This is a genomic window from Bacillus sp. REN10 (assembly GCF_016820555.1).
In the GTDB taxonomy this organism is placed as follows: Bacteria; Bacillota; Bacilli; order Bacillales; family Domibacillaceae; genus Bacillus_CE.
Genome location: NZ_JADHDW010000001.1, coordinates 377332 through 397299, shown reverse-complemented (window position 1 = coordinate 397299; position 19968 = coordinate 377332). Strand labels below are relative to the sequence as shown.

The 19968-nt window shown below is 40.1% G+C and carries 20 protein-coding genes; 7 read left to right on the top strand and 13 right to left on the bottom strand.

The genetic code is table 11. The annotated features are described in order from the left end of the window. Nucleotides 1-2: 2 nt before the first annotated feature. The 6 genes from pstC to IRB43_RS01945 form a co-directional block, all read right to left on the bottom strand. Entirely contained in the window at nt 3-926 is a 924-nt protein-coding gene (gene pstC, locus IRB43_RS01970) for a phosphate ABC transporter permease subunit PstC (protein ID WP_238941780.1), read from the bottom strand. A gap of 117 nt (nt 927-1043) precedes the next feature. After that, entirely contained in the window at nt 1044-2018 is a 975-nt protein-coding gene (locus IRB43_RS01965; protein WP_203361742.1) for a PstS family phosphate ABC transporter substrate-binding protein, read from the bottom strand. A gap of 162 nt (nt 2019-2180) precedes the next feature. Further along, on the bottom strand, nt 2181-4310 hold the full coding sequence (locus IRB43_RS01960; RefSeq protein WP_481748105.1) for a peptidoglycan D,D-transpeptidase FtsI family protein: 2130 nt from the start codon (nt 4308-4310) through the stop codon (nt 2181-2183). A gap of 204 nt (nt 4311-4514) precedes the next feature. Next, the gene (locus tag IRB43_RS01955) at nt 4515-5747 is read right to left on the bottom strand and encodes an MFS transporter (protein ID WP_238941740.1); all 1233 of its coding nucleotides are present in this window, start codon (nt 5745-5747) and stop codon (nt 4515-4517) included. Nucleotides 5748-5848: 101 nt separating this feature from the next. After that, on the bottom strand, nt 5849-6454 hold the full coding sequence (gene sodA, locus IRB43_RS01950; RefSeq protein WP_203361741.1) for a superoxide dismutase SodA: 606 nt from the start codon (nt 6452-6454) through the stop codon (nt 5849-5851). A 163-nt stretch (nt 6455-6617) separates the two neighbouring features. Then, a complete protein-coding gene (locus IRB43_RS01945; protein ID WP_203361740.1) occupies nt 6618-8252 on the bottom strand; it encodes a Na/Pi cotransporter family protein in 1635 nt (544 codons plus the stop codon). A gap of 208 nt (nt 8253-8460) precedes the next feature. On the opposite strand from IRB43_RS01945, the gene IRB43_RS01940 reads away from it, so the two are divergent. The 3 genes from IRB43_RS01940 (at nt 8461) to ispG (ending at nt 10973) form a co-directional block, all read left to right on the top strand. Next, on the top strand, nt 8461-9234 hold the full coding sequence (locus tag IRB43_RS01940; protein ID WP_203361739.1) for a DUF1189 family protein: 774 nt from the start codon (nt 8461-8463) through the stop codon (nt 9232-9234). 160 nt (nt 9235-9394) lie between these two features. Then, on the top strand, nt 9395-9718 hold the full coding sequence (locus IRB43_RS01935; RefSeq protein ID WP_203361738.1) for a hypothetical protein: 324 nt from the start codon (nt 9395-9397) through the stop codon (nt 9716-9718). A 160-nt stretch (nt 9719-9878) separates the two neighbouring features. Continuing rightward, entirely contained in the window at nt 9879-10973 is a 1095-nt protein-coding gene (gene ispG, locus IRB43_RS01930) for a flavodoxin-dependent (E)-4-hydroxy-3-methylbut-2-enyl-diphosphate synthase (protein WP_203361986.1), read from the top strand. Nucleotides 10974-11078: 105 nt separating this feature from the next. Here ispG and IRB43_RS01925 read toward each other — a convergent pair whose 3' ends face one another. After that, nucleotides 11079-11375, bottom strand: coding sequence for a hypothetical protein (locus IRB43_RS01925; protein WP_238941779.1), 297 nt, complete (start codon nt 11373-11375; stop codon nt 11079-11081). 360 nt (nt 11376-11735) lie between these two features. Here IRB43_RS01925 and IRB43_RS01920 point away from each other — a divergent pair, with 360 nt between their 5' ends. After that, nucleotides 11736-12317 carry a hypothetical protein gene (locus tag IRB43_RS01920; protein WP_203361736.1) on the top strand — a complete coding sequence of 194 codons (582 nt, stop codon included), beginning with the start codon at nt 11736-11738 and terminating at the stop codon, nt 12315-12317. Between the two features lie 66 nt (nt 12318-12383). Here the strand turns inward: IRB43_RS01920 and IRB43_RS01915 are convergent, their stop codons facing one another. The 4 genes from IRB43_RS01915 to IRB43_RS01900 all read right to left on the bottom strand — a co-directional run bounded on the left by IRB43_RS01915 (nt 12384) and on the right by IRB43_RS01900 (nt 15414). Continuing rightward, nucleotides 12384-12797 carry a Fur family transcriptional regulator gene (locus IRB43_RS01915; protein ID WP_203361735.1) on the bottom strand — a complete coding sequence of 138 codons (414 nt, stop codon included), beginning with the start codon at nt 12795-12797 and terminating at the stop codon, nt 12384-12386. 15 nt (nt 12798-12812) lie between these two features. After that, nucleotides 12813-13646 carry a metal ABC transporter permease gene (locus tag IRB43_RS01910; protein ID WP_203361734.1) on the bottom strand — a complete coding sequence of 278 codons (834 nt, stop codon included), beginning with the start codon at nt 13644-13646 and terminating at the stop codon, nt 12813-12815. After that, nucleotides 13643-14428 (bottom strand): metal ABC transporter ATP-binding protein, encoded by a 786-nt coding sequence (locus tag IRB43_RS01905; RefSeq protein WP_203361733.1) that lies wholly within the window; start codon nt 14426-14428, stop codon nt 13643-13645. Before IRB43_RS01905 ends, IRB43_RS01910 begins: the two co-directional genes overlap by 4 nt. 113 nt (nt 14429-14541) lie before the next feature. Continuing rightward, complete coding sequence (locus IRB43_RS01900) at nt 14542-15414, bottom strand: YitT family protein (RefSeq protein ID WP_203361732.1); 873 nt, start codon at nt 15412-15414, stop codon at nt 14542-14544. Nucleotides 15415-15511: 97 nt separating this feature from the next. Here IRB43_RS01900 and IRB43_RS01895 point away from each other — a divergent pair, with 97 nt between their 5' ends. After that, nucleotides 15512-15766: a DUF2624 family protein gene (locus IRB43_RS01895; protein WP_203361731.1), complete on the top strand. Its 255-nt coding sequence runs from the start codon at nt 15512-15514 to the stop codon at nt 15764-15766. A gap of 59 nt (nt 15767-15825) precedes the next feature. Here IRB43_RS01895 and IRB43_RS01890 read toward each other — a convergent pair whose 3' ends face one another. Both IRB43_RS01890 and IRB43_RS01885 read right to left on the bottom strand, forming a co-directional pair. Next, entirely contained in the window at nt 15826-16719 is an 894-nt protein-coding gene (locus IRB43_RS01890) for a deoxyribonuclease IV (protein WP_203361730.1), read from the bottom strand. 93 nt (nt 16720-16812) lie between these two features. Further along, complete coding sequence (locus IRB43_RS01885) at nt 16813-18135, bottom strand: DEAD/DEAH box helicase (protein ID WP_203361729.1); 1323 nt, start codon at nt 18133-18135, stop codon at nt 16813-16815. Between the two features lie 182 nt (nt 18136-18317). Between IRB43_RS01885 and vrrA the strand changes: the two genes are divergently transcribed. Together vrrA and IRB43_RS01875 are read left to right on the top strand one after the other, a co-directional pair. Next, on the top strand, nt 18318-18869 hold the full coding sequence (vrrA, locus tag IRB43_RS01880; protein ID WP_203361728.1) for a VrrA/YqfQ family protein: 552 nt from the start codon (nt 18318-18320) through the stop codon (nt 18867-18869). Between the two features lie 90 nt (nt 18870-18959). Further along, nucleotides 18960-19916: a 4-hydroxy-3-methylbut-2-enyl diphosphate reductase gene (locus IRB43_RS01875; protein ID WP_203361727.1), complete on the top strand. Its 957-nt coding sequence runs from the start codon at nt 18960-18962 to the stop codon at nt 19914-19916. Nucleotides 19917-19968: the final 52 nt, after the last annotated feature.

Below are 19968 nucleotides of genomic sequence, written 5' to 3'. Positions count from 1 at the left end.
ATTTAATATTCCTCCCTAAAACGCTTGGAGATGCGCTGAGCTAACACATTCATAGCCAATGTGAAAATAAATAAAGTAAAACCAACAGCATAAATACTGTAATAAATGGTTGTACCAAATCCTGCATCACCTGTACTTACTTGAACAATATAAGAAGTCATTGTTTGCAAAGAAGAGGTTACATCTAGTGAAGCAGTAGGAGTTGATCCTCCTGCAATGGTTACAATCATCGTTTCACCGATAGCACGAGAGATAGCTAATACAATCGAAGCAAGAATCCCTGATAGTGCAGCTGGGATCGCCACTCTCCAAGTCATTTCCCACTTCGTTGCTCCAAGCGCTAAAGCTCCTTGACGTACAGATTGCGGAACAGATGAAAGAGCATCTTCTGAAAGAGATACAATCATCGGAATAATCATAATTCCAACAACAATCCCTGGACTAATCGCATTAAACATTTCCACTGAAGGGAAAATAGATCGCAATAAAGGAGTGACAAATGTTAAGGCGAAGAAACCATACACAATAGTAGGTACACCCGCTAACACTTCTAATACAGGCTTCATAATTTTTCTCACTGTTTCTGAAGCATACTCACTTAAATAAATTGCAACAGCTAAGCCAATAGGTACCGCTGTTAATGAAGCAATCGCAGTTATTTTTAGCGTTCCGACCACCAGTGGTAAAATACCATAAGTAGCTTCAGATGCTGAGAACGGATACCACTCTTTAGCCGTAAAGAACTCTACTAACGAAATTTCACGGAAAAATGTTACCGTTTCAAAAATAAGGGTAAATACAATGCCGATCGTTGTTAATACAGATACGGCAGCCATAATAAACAGGATCACTGGAATAACTTTTTCACTTCTGTTCAAAAAACCGCTATTATATTTTTTTTGAAGCAATTCTTGAACCGGGCTCATTTTCTTTTCAATTGTTTTCAAAATGAATACTCCCTTCAACCCAATAATAAGATGGAAAGCGGATTCGCTCTCCATCTTATGGAATTCTAATCCTTTATCCCCGAATTCTTTATTTCTTTATTTCTTTAATCCTTCTAATGTCTCTAAAGCTTTTGTATATTCTTCATCCGGAAGCTTCACATAACCGACTTCTTCTGATAATGCACCTGCGTTTTCAAGAGTGAATTTCACATAGTTATATACCGCTTCGTCTTCTGCTACAGCTTTATTCGCTACATATGTGTATAGCGGACGAGATAGTGGAGCATATTCTCCGCTTTCAATTGTTTCATTTGTCGGCTCAATAGGACCTTTGCCTCCATCAATCGGAACAACTTTTAAATTATCTTTATTTTCTAAGTAGTAGGCATAGCCGAAGTAACCAATAGCATTTTTATCACCAGTGACCCCTTGTACAAGTACGTTGTCATCTTCAGATAAAGTAGCAGCTTTATCAATTTGTTGTTCTTCTAAAACAACTTCATCAAAGTAATCAAATGTGCCTGAATCTGTACCAGGAGAATATAATTTGATTTCTTCATCCGGCCATCCTTTACGAATATCAGACCATTTCTTTGGCTTGCCATTATCTACCCACATTTTTTGAAGTTCTTCAATTGTTAAATGATCCACCCAGTCATTATCCTTGTTCACTACTACTGAAAGACCATCAAACGCAAGCTTAAATTCAGTAAAGTCAATTTTCTTCTCTTCTAAAGATGCTTTTTCTTCATCTTTAATTGGACGGGAAGCGTTACTTAATTGTGTTTCACCCGCGATGAATTTTTCAAATCCGCCACCAGTTCCTGAGAAACCAACTGTTACTTTGACATCAGGCTGCTCCATCATATACTCTTCGGATACAGCTTCCATGATTGGATAAACAGTAGAAGATCCATCCACTTGAATGTTGCCTTGCAATTGCTTGTCCGTTTCCCCCGCTTGCTCAGTTGCCTCTTTCTTCTCTTCTCCACCTGTGCTGCTGTTACAAGCTCCTAATACTAAAGCAGATCCAAGCATAGCAGATACAGCAAGAACTTTTACTGGTTTCATTCCAATTTCCCCCTAAAAAATGTTTGTTTTTGTTTTTCGCTACAGTAAACAGATTAACGAAGGAGTATTAATTGCGTTTTAATGTAATGTAAAGCTTTTGTAAATGATAGACTTTTCCAGACAAAAAAACACCCGATTCACTACAAAATCGGGTGTTTTCGACTACTCTTCTTCTTTATTTTCTTTCTTGTCTTTCAAGTATATATCTTGTTCCACAACTACATCAGCTGTTTCATTTTTCATTCTTTCAGATTTTAATTCAAAATACTTATCTAAAGCTCTTTTACCTATAGAATAATTGATTAAAGACTTTCCGTTCCCTTCATATACCCAAGGAACAACGACCGAAAAAGCTACTTCTGGATTATCATAAGGTGCGTAACCAACAAGAGTCAAATTCCACGTCATCGGCAATTCTTGACCGTTTTCCAAAAACTGTTCGCCTTTAGGCCCATCATATACACCTTCTGCTGTTCCTGTTTTTCCGGCCGGATCATATGGAAGCCCTCTGAATTGATTATTAGCTGTACCTTGTGGCCCACTCATCACCATATGGAACCCTTGTTGCACACGTTCGAGCTCATTTGGCGTCACATCAATTCGGTTCAACACTTCCGGCTGTATTTCTTTCACAACAGGACCAATCTTATTGGTTTCCTTAGCTGGCTCGCGGATTTCCTTCACAATATGCGGCCGCATCCGGTAGCCGCCATTAGCAATCGTCGACACGTACTGAGCTAACTGCAGCGGAGTGTACGTATCATACTGACCGATGGAAAAATCGAGAAGCTTCCCGGGTTCAGAAAGATTGATTTTTCCTTGGAAACCAACTTGCTCATTTGGTAAGTCAATCCCAGTCGGAACCCCGAGACCGAATTGACCAAAATGACGCCGCATCGTGGCAAAACCGTCTTCCAAATTCAGCCTTAAACTGGCATTTGGAATATACTTCCCTCCGGCAATTTCGATCGCTGTTTTAAACATATACACGTTAGAAGAACGCATTAAGGCATAGCGATCATCAATCATAATCGCACCGCTTCGGTTAAACCAAGAACTTTTCTTAGGGGTAGATTTAAAAATCAATGGTTGATCCAAGATGTATTTACCTGGCTCATTGACTCCCGTCATATAACCGGTTAATACTGTCGCCCCTTTGACCGCCGATCCCATGGCATAAGAAGTCGTCATATTTCCAAGTGCAAAGTCCAGCATTTCCGTCTTACCGTCATTGGTCTCGATTTTCTTCCCTGACATGGCGAGAATTTCTCCTGTGTTCGGGTCCATCATCGTCACAAATGCCCGGTCTAAAAGATAGCGACCATAACCTGCTTTCTCTCTCCTTAATTCTTCCTCAACAATTTCATCCACTGCTTGCTGAAGTTCCATATCGATCGTCAACATTAAATCATTTCCGCGCTGCCCTTCACGAATCACTTCAGAATCTAAAATATTTCCGGATTTATCCGTGATATTTTTTACTTTTGTTTTCTGGCCGCGAAGCATATCTTCATATTGATATTCGATATAGCTTTTGCCTACGCGATCATTTCGGCTGTATCCTCTTGATGTATAATAATCCACCATTTCTTTCGGCAATCCTTCCTTTGAAGAGGAGATATTGCCAATCACAGTTTTTAATGTATTATCATAGACATAAGAACGCTCCCAATCTGTCGTTGTATTCACGCCAGGCAAGGAATCTAAGTTCTCACTGACAACCGCGTATTCTTCTTCGGTCACATTTTTATTTTTGACAATTTGCGGAGCCATCGCATAACCTGTCGTAAATTCTCGATAAATCGCCAGTATCTCCAGGTCTTTTGCCGTTAATTCCTTCAAATCATCTTCCGTAATGCGGTCGATTTGCATTTGATAAATTTGCTTTTCTTCCATCCCGCCTTCTTCGTATTGTGCCCATTCCTTATCTGTAATTTTTGCTTTTCCTTCTTCTGGGTGCTTCATTAACCAAAAGTCTTTTTTATCCCGTTCTGTTACTTGATCTGTTTCTTTATCAATGAGCTCGGCAAGTTTAGTTGCTGTTTTGAGCATTTCTTCTTGTGTTGCCCCTTTAGAGCGTGTATACGTAATCGCATTTTGCGGAAGGTTATCTACAACAACTTTGCCGTCTCGATCAAAAATCTTCCCTCTTGGCACACTTGCATTCACTGTTACATCTTCTGTCCGCTCGATTTTTCTTTGATAATCTTCCCCCTGAACAATTTGTACAATGCCCAGTCTGAAAATTAATAGAGAAAAAAGCAAAAAGACAACGAAGAACATCATGTTCATTCGCAAAGAGACATGCGTCTTCCTTTTTTTCTTTGTCTTTTTCACCTGTTCACAACCCTCTCTAAATCATTCTGTTTTCTAGTCTTTATTTTAACGAAGTTTGTTTATTTTTTCTACTAATAGCTAGAAGAAACTTTCTTCCACATGCTTGCATACATATGAAAAAAGCGAAGCAGGAAAATACTGCTTCGCCCCTTTACGCGTTTACTGAACAGCCATCCTTGCAGCATGCGAGCGAACTTGCCGGATACAAAAGTAAATCATGCTATGTCCAGCTCCGAGGACAATGAGAAGAACCGGGATGCTCTTTTGTGGATCGAAGAAAAGAATCGCCACAATAAAAGATAAAATAGATGTGATTCTTCCTGCATTAAGAAAGATCTCGCGCAGGACAATATATTCAATTCGCCTTTCCGCTGCCTTGCTCCCTTGGCCAATGACATCATACGTCATGGATATATAAGGAACGAGCAGAAAAGGATAAGCGACGGCAATCACGGCGGCATAAATCAGTAGCTTCGTGTATGTGGGCTCCGGCATGATGATAAATAAAGATAAGAAAAGCGTCACACCACCGGCAAAAATTACTTGTTTTCGATAATCTTTTTTGATGACTTTCGAAGCTAACGTATAGCTAATAAACGAAATTCCGGAATGAACAAGCGCATACGTACCAAGAGCTAACTCACTGTCTGTTGCCAAAAAGACAATGACAGAAATCATAAAAGCAAACACACCTTCTCTTAACCCTTGGAAAAAATGAGCAATGGTGATACGCCGCCAATCCGCATTCCATTTTCTCTCTTTCCAAACAGCTACGAGGACAAAGCGACCTTCCGCGCGTCGCCGCTTTAAGAAGAAACTAAAGATGACCGCAATGATGAAGCCACCGAGCGATAAGCCAAATACGATAAAATACCCTGTTCCCGAAGTGAAACGGCTAATAATAAAACCAGCTAGTATCGGACCGATCATTCCGCCTGCTGAAAACAATGTGCCGATAAAACCATTAAAGAAATCTCTTGTATCAGGCTCTGTAATTTCAAACGTCAGTACATTGAATGCTAACCAATAAAATCCATAACCCGCTCCGAGAAGAATGCCCAACAAGACAAGCCATTGAGAGGCTTGGTCACTAAATGCCAGAACTGCTAAATAAAAAATCCCAAGAATCGTAATGCCGATTCTCAAAACAATGACCCGATCGACCTTTTTCGCACATTTGCCCGCTATAAAAAAAGCGACTGGCTGAATGGCTACGACAGACAAATTATAAATGGCGAGATCGATAAACTGGCCCGATTGCTTCCAAAGATAAATATTAACAAAAGTATTCGATAAAGCAACGCTTAGGGAATACAAGCCACCGATGACAAGCAAAATAAACAAGTCTTTCGTTAAATGTAACTGACTGTACCACTTTTTGATCAGCATCATCTGTACCCCCTTTCTCACTTATGTTTTGGAGAAAAGGGCGGAGTTATACAAGAAAAAAGACAAGCCGTAATTATGACTTGTCTTTTGCTTGCCTAAAAAAATTATTTAGCTTCGTTGAAACGCTTTGCTACTTCATCCCAGTTGACAACATTCCAGAATGCTTGAATGTAGTCTGGACGGCGGTTTTGGTAGTTCAAGTAGTAGGCATGCTCCCATACATCAAGACCAAGAATTGGCGTTTTGCCTTCCATTAATGGAGAATCTTGATTTGGTGTGCTTGTTACTTCTAACTCACCATTGTTCACAACAAGCCATGCCCAACCAGAGCCAAAGCGGCCAGCTGCTGCTGCTGCAAACTCTTCTTTAAATTGATCTAAGCTTCCGAATTTGCTGTTAATCGCATCCGCTAATTCAGCTGTTGGCTCACCGCCGTTTGGAGATAAAAGCTGCCAAAATAACGAGTGGTTCGCATGTCCGCCACCATTATTGCGCACAGCTGTACGAATTGCTTCAGGAAGAGCGTCGATATCAGCAATTAGTTCTTCTACTGATTTGCTTGCAAGATCCTCATGACCTTGAAGGGCCTCATTTAATTTTGTCACATATGTGTTATGGTGTTTCGTATGATGGATATTCATTGTTTCCTTGTCAATATGAGGCTCTAATGCATCATATGCATAAGGTAATTCTGGTAATTGAAATGCCATAATAAATTCCTCCTATGTAGGTTAATTTTTTCTAGTCTTTCATCATTTAGATTACCAAAAGAGGACGATTCTTTCAATTGTTAAGCGCCATCAATGCAAGAAAAAAGAACGAACACCTTATTGTCAGACGACAAATAGAGGTTCGTTCTTCGATTCACCCTACTTATAAGCCTCTAATACCAAGAACGGCTTCTGCAATATTGACTGCGTGGTCACCCATTCTCTCTAAGTTGCTGATGATGTCGACAAACACAATTCCCGCCTGCGCTGTACAAGCCCCTTCTGTCAGGCGCAAAATATGCTGTTTGCGCAATTTTCTTTCCATTTTGTCAATTAAATCCTCATTTTCAGCTACTTCACGAGCCAACTGTAAATTATTTTCATCAAGCGCTTGAACGGACTTGCGCACCGTATCAATTGTTAATTTAAACATTTCCTCAAGTTCCATCATCGCTTGGTCAGTAATCTTCACCTTATTAGTTTGTTGATAATCAACAAGTTCTAAAATATTTTCAAAATGGTCACCAATTCGTTCAATATCGCGAACCGTATCCATTAATAAAGAATGTCTTTCTGATTCGGCATCAGACAATGAAGAGCCTGATAGATCAATTAAATAATCCGTGATTTTTCTATCTAAATTATTTAATGAATCTTCAATTTGAGCTGCTCTTTCTGAATGCTTCTGCTGCTTTGTTTTTAAATACTCGTGCGTCTCTTCCATTCCTTTAACAGCAATTTGCCCCATGTTAATCACTTCTTCCTTTGCTTGACCAAGAGCGATAGAAGGAGACTGCTCAATAAAAATAGGATCGAGATGCTTCGCTTTATAATCAAAGAAAGTATCTTCACCAGGAATTAATTTCGTCACAATCAAAGCTAACACGCCAACAAATGGCAATTGAATGAGTGTATTTGTGATATTAAATGTACCATGAGCAAAAGCAATGGTCATCTTCGGATCAAGATGAAGCACAGTGCTCAAATAAGACATAAACTGCGTGAATAAAGGTAGAATAAGTAAGAAGATGGCGGTTCCGATTAAATTAAATAGAACATGAGTCGCCGCTGCTCTTCTGGCTGCCACTGATGCGCCAATAGAAGCCAATACTGCCGTAATCGTTGTTCCGATATTGTCACCGAAAAGAACGGGCATTGCCGCATTCAAATCTAATAAATTTTCAGCAAATAAACTTTGTAAAATTCCGATCGTCGCACTAGAACTTTGAACAATGACGGTAAAGACGGTACCTACCACCACTCCTAAAATCGGATTCGTACTCATATTGACCGTTAATTCATGGAAAGATTCTAATTCACGTAGAGGCTTCATTCCGCTGCTCATGAGTTCCAATCCGTAAAACAGGGCACCAAATCCGAAGAAAATCATTCCGATATTATGTATTTGTTTATTCTTAAAGAAGAAAATTAAAATCGCGCCAAGTGCTAATATAGGTAAAGCATATTCCCCTACATCAATTCCAATAATAAAAGCTGTGACAGTTGTTCCAATGTTCGCTCCCATAATGACACCAATTGCTTGCTTCAGCGTCATAAATCCAGCACTGACAAGTCCAACCGTAATAACGGTCGTTGCTGAACTACTTTGAATGAGGATCGTAACAAGTACTCCTGCTAATACCCCCATCAAAGGATTGGTTGTAAAACGATCTAGAATATCCCGTAGCCGGTCTCCAGCAGATTGTTGTAACCCGTCTCCCATTAACTTGATTCCGTACAAGAATATCCCCAGTCCACCTAAAAACTGAAACAGCATTTCCTGGACATTGATTTCCATTTCTCCAACTCCTACTCAATTTAATTCGACAAAACTTGCAAACCCTCTACAATTATTAATAAATTATGAGTTAAATGTAAATAACATCAACTTAAAATTTACAATTGATTAACAAAAGGAGTGTTTTATTACATTTGTGTTACAAAAAATGAAGAGTAGCTTTCTTTCCTCTGTTTCCTTACAATAGAATCATAAGGAGGAAAGTGTCGTGAATATTTTTCAGCGGTTTATTAAAAGTTTATATTCCCCTAAACATATTGGCTTTTTTCGCCTTCAAGGAATTGGACAAACCATTAGCCATGTGTTTTTTGTTATGTTCATTTCTTGCTTACCCTTTATGACATACTTTACTTACATGGCGATCAGCGGACTGACAAACTTGCAAACTTCAATTGAAAAAGACTTACCTTCCTTTACGATTGAAGATGGCACACTCACCTCTTCTGACGCTCAGACGAAAGTCATTCAAAACGGGCAAACAGAAATCATTTTTGACCCTGTAGGTTCTATTTCTGCAGCTGATCTAGAGAACAAGGAACAAGTGATAGCACTTTTGAAACATGACATCGTTTTATCCATTCATGGACAAACACAATCTTTTCCTTACCTGTTTCCCACTGAAACGAATGTGACAAACAAACAAATGCTGTCCTATATCGACACATTGCAATCTTATTTAGTCATTTTTCTGCCGGTCTTATTTCTCATTTACTATTTATTCGTCGCCGCTGTTGGATTTATGAAAGTATCCATCTTTGCCGCATTAGGCTCACTGATGAATAAAGGACTTAAAAGAAAAATAGAGTATCGCCACAGCTTTCGGATAGCAGCCTATGCGATCACACCGTCGATCGTCATCATGACCTTGTTTGATTTCGCGCGTATCCAATTTCCCTATAGCTTTTTGCTTGACTGGTTATTGACTGCAGTCATGATTTATGTCGCCATCCGATCCATTCCGCTTCCAAAATCGAAACATTAATTAATAAAGGATGAAGCAATCCCCTAAATCATTTATGGATCGCTTCATCCTTTATTTTTGTCATTATTCTTTAGGACAAGCATATATTTTTATAGGGTGAAACTTCTATCAGCGGAGGGTCTTACACCCTGTTCATGCGGGATAAAAAGGAGAGCGGATGATGAAGAATTTTCTCTTTCTTGTTATTTTACTACTGGTAGTAGCTGGCGTTTGGCATGATTTAACTCGCGGTTCACTTCCACAAAAAGAGACAGCCGTCATCCATGAAACAGACAGTGCTCCGGCCAGCCACACTTCTATTGCTTCACAAACAGTCAAGGTGAAAAGAGGAGACACCGTTCTGTCCATTCTAGAAGAAATACATCATGGACAGTTGCCGGTTGATATTTCTCAGGCTGTCAATGACTTCAACCGATTAAATAAAGGCATGACACCAGAAGAAGTGCAAATCGGACAATCCTATCAATTTCCGGTTTATGAATAAAGTGAAATTTCCATCAGCGGGAGATCTTATAGCCCGTTCATACAGGATAAACATTTCCACTAGTCATTTCCTTGTCATATACGCTCAACTACTGGTACAATTACTCATTGAAGAAGCTTATTATTAGATCTGATAAAGGAGCGAATCACCATTGAGTGAAATCACCCATCGTTCAAAAACCCGTCCAGTTAAAGTTGGCAATTTAACCATTGGCGGAAGCAATGAACTATTTATTCAAAGTATGACGACAACGAAAACGCACGATGTTGAAGCCACAGTGAAAGAAATTCACCGCTTGGAAGAAGCTGGATGCCAGATCGTTCGCGTCGCTTGCCCTGATGAGCGTGCTGCGGATGCAATTGCTGATATAAAAAGACAAATTAATATTCCGTTAGTAGCCGATATTCATTTTGATTATAAACTTGCCTTAAAAGCGATTGAAGGTGGCGTTGATAAGATTCGGATCAACCCAGGAAACATCGGACGCCGCGAAAAAGTGGAAGCCGTCGTCAATGCGGCGAAAGCGAAGGGCATTCCGATTCGAATCGGTGTCAATGCAGGAAGCTTAGAACGTAAAATTTTAGAAAAATACGGTTACCCTACTGCAGATGGTATGGTCGAAAGTGCTCTGCATCACATTAAAATTTTAGAAGATCTCGACTTTCACGATATCATTGTTTCCATGAAAGCATCCGATGTCAATTTAGCCATTGAAGCATACGAAAAGGCCGCGCGCGCCTTCGACTACCCGCTTCATTTGGGCATCACTGAATCCGGTACGCTATTTGCTGGTACCGTCAAAAGTGCCGCTGGTCTCGGAGCGATTTTAAGCAAAGGGATCGGGAATACATTACGTATTTCTTTAAGTGCTGATCCGGTAGAAGAAGTGAAAGTGGCGAGAGAACTCTTAAAATCATTCGGGCTCTCTTCTAATGCGGCAACATTAATTTCATGTCCGACGTGCGGACGAATTGAAATTGATCTGATCAGCATTGCTAATGAAGTCGAAGAATATATTCAAAAGATTAAAGCACCTATTAAAGTAGCTGTTCTAGGATGTGCCGTGAACGGACCGGGAGAAGCACGCGAGGCTGATATTGGTATCGCTGGTGCGAGAGGTGAAGGATTATTGTTCCGTAAAGGGAAAACGGTTCGAAAAGTACCAGAGGACACAATGGTAGAAGAACTGAAAAAAGAAATTGACAAAATCGCCGAAGAATATTTCCAAAATCAAGAAGCGGAAGCAAATCTTTAATTGGATCATTCATTTTTGCAGCTGTCACTTGGCTGTTCGTGCAGAGAACGGGCCGTCTCAATTTATTACGAGACGGCCCTTTTCTGCTCCTCTTTTAAACAGTATTTAGAAAAACGGAAGAACAAACAAACCAACTACAAGAGCGACAACACCGATACCAATCGCCCATGCTCCAAGCCCTTCAGATCCTCTTCTCCTAGCCATAAATCCTAATACGATCCCGATGGCTCCAAATAATACAGGAAGCATGAAGAGAGCAAGAATAGAGGCGATTAAGCCCGCATAGCCTAACCCGCGCCCTCCCCCGTCTTCAACCTCAACATCATCCCTGTCTATTTCTCGATGATCGTCTCGGCGAAAAGGAATCGGTTCAGCAATTTCTGCCGCGGTCTCTTCTCGCATAGGCCTCAAATCCGTGTCATTTACAAACCGATCCTTATCATTGGTTTCATCTTTCACTGTTCATCCCTCACTTTCGCAAATTGAGGAGCATTGTTATTGTTTGCGAGAAGAAAGAATTTATACAAAACTGCTCTTCATTCACATAAAGTGAAACTTTAATCCGTGGAGATTTTGTTCATACGCCACTGATTGTTAGTTGAACCAATTGGATGTTTATGGGCCGTTGATCCCTCAGCTAAATAATTTGTCTTCCTCTACTCTTTTGAGGTGGGATCTTACTGCCCGTTAACACGGGATAACAATCATCACAAAAATATGTTACACTTTGAGGAACAGTGAACAAAGTAAGGAGCAAACAAAATGAAACAAAAACGTTTTGGTATTGATATTGACGGAACAGTTACTTGTCCTACTAGCTTAGTTCCATTTATTAATCAAGATTTTTCCTTGAACATAACTTTAAATGATATAAAAAAATATGATTTATCAGAGGCGCTCAACATTCCTGCTGATCGCTTCCGTGACTGGTTTGATGAACGAGAGCCCGTGATTTATGAAAACTCGCCCATTGCCACAGGAGCTAAAGAAGTATTAGACAGCTGGAGACAACAATTCGAACTATTTTTTATTAGTGCAAGAAGAAATCATTTACAATATATCACCGAGCAATGGTTTCATGAGCATGACCTTCAATATGACCATATTGAATTAATTGGCTCACATGACAAAATCAAAGCGGCTAAAAAATATCAAGTGGATATTTTCTTTGAAGACAAGCATGATAACGCAGTAAGCTTGCACGAAGAACTTCATATTCCTGTCATATTGTTTAACACACCTTATAATCAAGACCCTGTTCCAAACGGAGTCATTCGTGTTGATAATTGGAGACAAGCCCAACAATGGGTAAACAGCTGGTGCAACCATTTCTTAACTCTTTAAAAAACAAAAAAGCCTGGTTCTCCCAAGATGTAACGGAAGAACCAGGCTTTTCATTTCTCATGTTTATTAGGAAGCTTTACACTCCGGACATGTTCCATAAATTTCAAATTTATGGCCCGAGATCTCATATCCATTTAACTCATCAATGTGGTCCATCGGGCATAAATGGATCTCTTTCGTTTTCCCGCACACCATACAAATAAAATGATGATGATGCTTCGCATGAGAACAAGTAAAACGGAAATGACGCTCTCCAGACAATTCCGTTTCTTCAAGAATCCCCATGTTCACAAACAAGGCTAAATTTCGATAAATCGTATCAAAACTAAGCCCTGGATAATCTACTTTCATTTCCTCAAGCACGTCTTTTGCTGTTAAATATTTATCCGCTCGCGCAAACAACGAAAGCATCTCTTCTCGCTTGCCCGTCTGCTTATACCCCTTTGCCTTTAAAAGCTCCATTGCCTGAGTTAAATTCATTTCATTCACCCCATATTAAAATTGCTTGCTCAACTTTTTCGACGAAATGACCAGTAACAAAATCAATATCGAAGCGACAACAATTGTCCCTCCTGGCGCTAAATCTAAATAATACGCACTCACAAGCCCTGACACGACAGCGATTTCTCCAAATAAAATCGAAAAGAAAATCGTTTGCTTAAACCCTCGAGCAATTCTCATGCTCGCCGCTACAGGCAGCGTCATTAAGGCGGATACTAATAGCACTCCAACGATTCGCATCGAAGCCGCAATCACCAGCGCGACAAGGACGATAAATACGAAGTGAATGGATTTAGCGGCAATGCCAGATGCTTTTGCATGTTCTTCATCAAAGGAGAGCAAAAACAGCTCTTTATACAATAAAAAGACAGTGGCAATCACCAATAAACTAATGATTGTAATAACAATTAAATCATTATGACTAACCGCGCTGACGCTTCCAAATAAGTAGCTGAATAGATCGGTATTAAAACCATCCGCAAGCGAAATAAAGATCACACCGATGCCGATTCCACCGGATAAAATAATCGGAATCGCCAACTCTTGATAATGCCTGTACACTGTGCGAAGTCGCTCAATTAGTAAGGAACCGAACACAGAAAACACCATACCTACATACAACGGATTTAACCAAGTTAAAGCAAATGTTTGCCCAAAATACAAGCCGGCTGCAATCCCAGCAAGCGTCACATGGCTAAGAGCATCGGCAATGAGCGACAATCTTCTCACCACGATAAACGCACCGAGCAGAGGGGCAATCACTCCAATAATGAGTCCTGTAATAAAAGCATTTTGCAAAAATTCATACTGTAAAATGGCTTCAATCATTGGCTGTCCTCCTTATGGTCGTGGTCATGATGATGCTCTAACAAGTGAATACCATGCCCATATAGTTTAGACAGATCGGATTCATCTAAATGCTTAAATTGTGCCATACTTCCATGGAAATGAAGATACTTGTTTAAACAAGCGACATGAGTCACTTTATCGCTAACAATCCCAATATCATGGGTCACGAGCAGTAAAGTAATCCCTAGCTCCTTGTTTAAATACGAAAGCATTTCATAAAAAGCTTGAACATGTTTCGAATCGACACCAACAGTTGGTTCATCCAAAATAAGGATTTCAGGCTTCGATACAATCGCTCGGGCAATAAACACCCGCTGTTGCTGGCCGCCTGATAACTCGCCAATATTGCGGTACAAAAACGGCTCCATACCTACAGCCTTAATCGCTTCTAACACTTCTTGCTTCTCTTTACTACCTGCCCTGCGAAACAATCCAAGCTTTTTTGTCAAACCGCTTGCCACTACTTCAAAGACAGTCGCAGGAAATCCTGTATTGAAAGAGTTCGCTTTTTGCGAAACAAATCCAATCTTATCCCAACTTTTAAAATTTCGTTGAGAAGTACCAAAAAGAAAAATTTCGCCTTGCTTCACTTTTAATAAACCTAAAATTAATTTTAAAAGCGTTGATTTCCCTGAACCATTTGGACCTACTAAACCTAAAAATGCCCCTCTAGGGACAGATAATTGAATATTTTCCAATACATTATCACGGTCATAGCTGTAGGATACGTCTTTTATTTCAATGATAGGTGGTTGATTCATTGAAATGTCTCCTTTATAAGAATGATTACGATTTAAGAACAAATTGAAGTATACAGGATTTCATTCAAAAAGTAAACCGGAACTGTTTTAAACAAGCAGTTCCGGCCTTGTTTTTAATGAATAGCTGATTTAAAGCGGGCTCCATGCGTTTCTTGTGTATTCATAATGGTTAAAAACGCATTGGGATCAATGTCGGTAATAATATTTTTCAGCTTCATCACCTCAAGCCTAGTGACAACGACATAGATCACATCTTTATCAGCATCCGTGAAACCGCCTTTCCCTTTCAGTTTCGTTGTTCCACGGCCTAACCGATGTAAAATCGCATCAGACACTTCATCATATTGGTCAGACACAATGATGCATGCCTTTGTTTCTTCTAGCCCTTGCAACACCGTATCAATTGCTTTAAACGCAATATAATACGTCATGACAGAATACATCGCATTTTCTGGACCAAACACAAACGCAGCCCAAGTGAAGATGAAAATATTAATGAACATCACAAACTCACCGACTGAAAACGGCAATTTTTTCGTCATTAATATTCCTAAAATTTCTGTACCGTCGAGCGTTCCCCCATGGCGAATCACGAGGCCGACCCCCACCCCTAACATCAAGCCGCCAAATACAGAGGCTAAAACCGGTTCGGTTGTAAACGGATCAAATTGATGGAGCTGACTCTCAACAATAGCTAAACATACAATACCAAATAAGGATGAAAACATAAACGTTTTACCAATTTGCTTATAACCAAAATAGAGAAAAGGGACATTTAGCACAACAACAAAGGTTGAAAATGAAAAGACAGGATGATCAATTAAGTAGCTTAAAATCAATGAAATTCCAATGATTCCACCGTCAATGATATTGTTGGGGACTAAAAATAATTCAATGGAAATGGCCGCAAGTGCTGCTCCTAAAAATACGAGTGCCAGACGATAAATTAAGTGGGTTGTTTTTTCTTTTTTGTGTTCTTTAGGCATATCATCATTCCTTTTATAAATATTATTTTCGTTGCTAATTCACTCATGTCTTTTCCTGTTCATACATTTATAGAGAATAGAAAAGGAGTGACCATCAGTGAAATTTGTTCAGCATTTAATCAATCAGCGGGCTCAAACAATCACAGCCGATGAGTTAATGAAATATGCAAAAGGATTAAGCATCACTTTGAAACAAGAGGAAGCAGAGAAAATCGCTAGCCAACTGCGAAGGAAAAAAATTGATTTGTTTAATGATGGAGAAAGAATTCAATTATTGAAGGAAATTGCTCGCATTACCAATGAACAAACAGCTAGAAAGATTAACAGACTGTTTTCTATGTTTCAATCATGAATGAAGGAATCCGGCAGGGTGCAATACACCTATCACACTGCCGGATTTTACTTACTGATCTAAAGAGCCATGATCTTATTCCGTATATCAGGATCAAATGCCTTTGCACGAAGCATTTCAATCTCAAAGCGGTAAGGCGGTTTGCTTGTTTTCTTGTCTTCTCCGACGTAAGGTGTTTCTAAAATTTTCGGCACATCACCTAACTGCGGATGATGGACAATGTATTGAAGCGCATCAAAGCCGATATGCCCAAACCCAATATTTTCATGCCGATCTTTTCGTGCACCACGTTCATTTTTGCTATCATTAATATGAAGAACCTTTAATCGATCAAGCCCTACAATACGGTCAAATTGATCAAGCACACCATCAAAATCATTGATGATGTCATAGCCAGCATCATGTGTATGACAAGTATCAAAGCAAACGGATAACTTCTCATTTAAATGAACACCCTCTATAATCATCGCCAGTTCCTCGAAAGAAGCACCGCACTCTGACCCTTTTCCGGCCATCGTCTCTAAAGCAATTTGCACGTCGTTTTCTTTTGTTAAGACTTCATTTAACCCCTCGATAATTTTTTGAATACCAGCTTCGGCTCCTGCACCAACGTGAGCACCTGGATGGAGAACAATTTGCTTCGCTCCGATTGCTGCTGTGCGCTCAATCTCTGTGCGCAAAAAGTTAACTCCTAGCTCAAATGTATCGGGATTCTTCGTGTTACCAATATTAATAATATAAGGAGCATGAACAACTATGTCAGCCATACCATGTTCTTTCATATGCAACTGGCCTTTTTCAATGTTCAAATCCTCTATTTTCTTTCTTCTTGTGTTTTGCGGTGCACCTGTATAAATCATAAATGTATTCGCACCGTAAGAAGCTGCTTCTTCACTGGCAGCTAGCAGCATTTTCTTGCCGCTCATTGATACATGAGAACCAATTTTCAGCATACTTTCCTCTCCTTTATCCTACTTTCATTGTACTAAAAATTTCATCATTTATCAGCAAAAAAGGCCTGCAAAAGCAGACCTTTTCTTGTTCAACTACTTTTTCTTATTGCCTCGTTTCGATTCTAACCGCCGCTCGCGCTTTTTAAATTGAGTCATTTCTCTTTGCATTTTTTTCTTATAGCCCGGCTTAACTTTTTTCGGCTTTCGAACGATCGACTTCGCTTTTAAGTCGATACTGTCTTCTGTTTTTTCTCTTTTCTTTCGTTGATTACGATCTTTTACTTCCATCCATTCCCCTTGACGAAGATCGACATGAGTAAAGCTGATGCCGATTTTCTCTAAGCGAACAAGCGCATCCTCGTCACTAGGTGTATAAATCGTAGCACAAATACCCGAGAATCCTGCGCGAGCTGTTCGTCCGGCCCGATGAACATAAAAGTCTAGGTCGCGTGGAAGCTCGTAGTTAATCACATGACTGACACCCTCGATATCGATTCCTCGAGCTGCTAAATCAGTAGCAACGATATATTGATAATCCAGCTCACGAATTTGCTTCATCATTCTTTTGCGGTCTCTTGGTGACATATCACCATGTAGGCGGCCAACTTTCAACCCTTTTTCTAAAAGCGCATTAGCAACTTCATCCGCTTTTTGCTTCGTATTTGTAAATACAACAGCTAAATAAGGGTTGTAAGCGACTAACATATCATGAAGCAAGTCCACTTTCTCACGGCTTTTCTTTGACACTAATACATGGTTAATATTTTCAGCTGAAATATGTTTAGGCTGAATATGCACATATTCAGGATTCTCCATGTATTTCTTTAAAAACGGCTTTAATTTTTCTGGAATCGTTGCTGAGAAGACAAGGATTTGCAGCTGTTCAGGCATTCTGCTGGCGACTTGGTCAACGTCGACAATAAATCCCATATCAAGCATCAAATCGGCTTCATCGATGACTAATATCGAAGCGCGGTGAACAAACAGCGCTTGTTCCTTAATCAGGTCATTAATTCTCCCAGGTGTACCGACGACAATTTGCGGCTGCGCCTTTAGCTTGTCAATATCACGTTGCTTATCCGTTCCCCCCATATAACAGCGAACGGTAATTTCCTCTTCCGAAAATTTGACCATTTTAAGAATCTCTTTATAAATTTGATCCGCTAATTCTCTCGTTGGCGCAGTAATCACTGCTTGAACTTCTTTCTTTGCAGGATTGATCTTTTGAAGGATAGGAAGGACATAGGAATGTGTTTTTCCCGTTCCTGTTTGAGATTGGCCGATGGCACTTTCCCCTTTTAAAACGAGGGGGATCATTCTTTCTTGAATTTCTGTCGGCTCATAAAATCCTAATTCTTCAATTCCTTTATTTATAAACGGTCGAAAACCATATAGTTCAAATCGTTGTTTTGTCAATCTTGACACTCCTTTTGGCTTAAAACAAGCCTTTTTCTCCATTCTGTATCTTATACTAAAAACACCGATAAATCAAAGTTTTGTCAAATATTTTTTGTATCTCCATGACCACTAAACCTTTTCTAGTTTGTCTGCATACAATACAAAAGAACAAATAATTGCAAGGAAAGGACTGAAACAACATGCCTCCATTTTCACCTAGACCACCGCAGCAGCAGCAGCCCTTCTTTTACGGACAGCCGATGAGACCGTACCCAACTAACCGTCCTTCTCTCTCCCCTCAGAGAATGGGACGCGGGCAAGGTGGTCTCCTTAGCCGTCTGTTGAACCGGCAAGGAACATCTAGTACACCGCTCACCGGCTTTGAACGACAGGGAGCAGCAACAGCTGGTTCCTCCACCGCTCAACAGCTGGCCAATCCGATGAATTTTCAGCAAATGCTCTCCAATACCCAGCAAGTCTTGCAAACCGTGCAACAAATGGGACCGCTTGTTGAACAATATGGTCCACTCGTTAAAAATCTACCTGCCATGTGGAAACTGTATCGCGGCTTAAAATCACTGCCTGATGCGGACAAAGACAATGATGAAAACACAAAGGAAACAGCGAAAAATCTAGTCAAAAATGAAGAATCATTGCCGGCCCCTTCGTCTGCAGCAGCCTCAAAAAAGCCAAAACCAGAAAAAAGCGACGCCTCAACAAACGGTACCTCTATCCCTAAACTTTATGTATAAAACGGCCCTTTTCTTTTCATGCTTGCTTCCCTCCTATATAATACAACTGTAGTAGTTTTACTCCGAAAAATGATATAGGAGGATTTTTTCATGGATGTTATTAAAATTGCCCCAAGAGGATATTGTTATGGTGTTGTCGATGCGATGGTCATCGCCCGCAATGCTGCCTTAGATAAAAGCTTGCCTCGTCCGATTTATATACTCGGAATGATTGTTCATAATCAGCATGTAACGGACGCTTTTGAAGAAGAAGGAATTATCACGATCGACGGGAAAGACCGCAAAGAAATTTTAGAAAAAGTACAAGAAGGCACAGTCATTTTTACCGCACATGGGGTTTCTCCTGAAGTGCGCGAACTAGCGAAGCAAAAAAACTTAGTTACAATTGATGCCACTTGTCCCGATGTGACTAAAACACATGACTTAATCCGCGACAAAAAAGCGGAAGGGTATGTCGTTATTTATATCGGAAAAAAAGGGCATCCAGAACCTGAAGGAGCAGTGGGTGTCGCTCCTGATATTGTCCACTTAGTGGAAAAACCTGAAGACGTTGAAAAACTCGTGATCACTAATGAAAAAATCATTGTCACGAACCAAACAACGATGAGCCAGTGGGATGTTGCAGATATTATGGACAAAATTAAAGAAAAATACCCACATGCCGAGATGCATAAAGAAATTTGCTTAGCGACTCAAGTTCGCCAAGAAGCTGTAGCCGAGCAAGCCGGAGAAGCAGATTTATTAATTGTCGTCGGCGATCCAAAAAGCAACAACTCCAATCGCCTAGCTCAAGTATCAGAAGAAATCGCTGGAACAAAAGCTTTCCGCGTCTCGGATGTATCAGAGATCGAACTGGAATGGCTACAAGGTATCAAGAAAGTGGCTGTCACAGCTGGCGCCTCCACCCCAACACCGATCGTCAAAGAAGTCATCCAATTCCTTGAAGCCTTCGATCCTAACGACGAAAGCACATGGACAAGAGAGAAAAAAGTGCCATTAAACAAAATCTTACCAAAAGTCAAAAAATCCACCTTAACTTCAAGGTAAAAAGTAAAGCGGAAGGCGCTGTTCAGCGACGTATGGACTGGAACGAACCGCA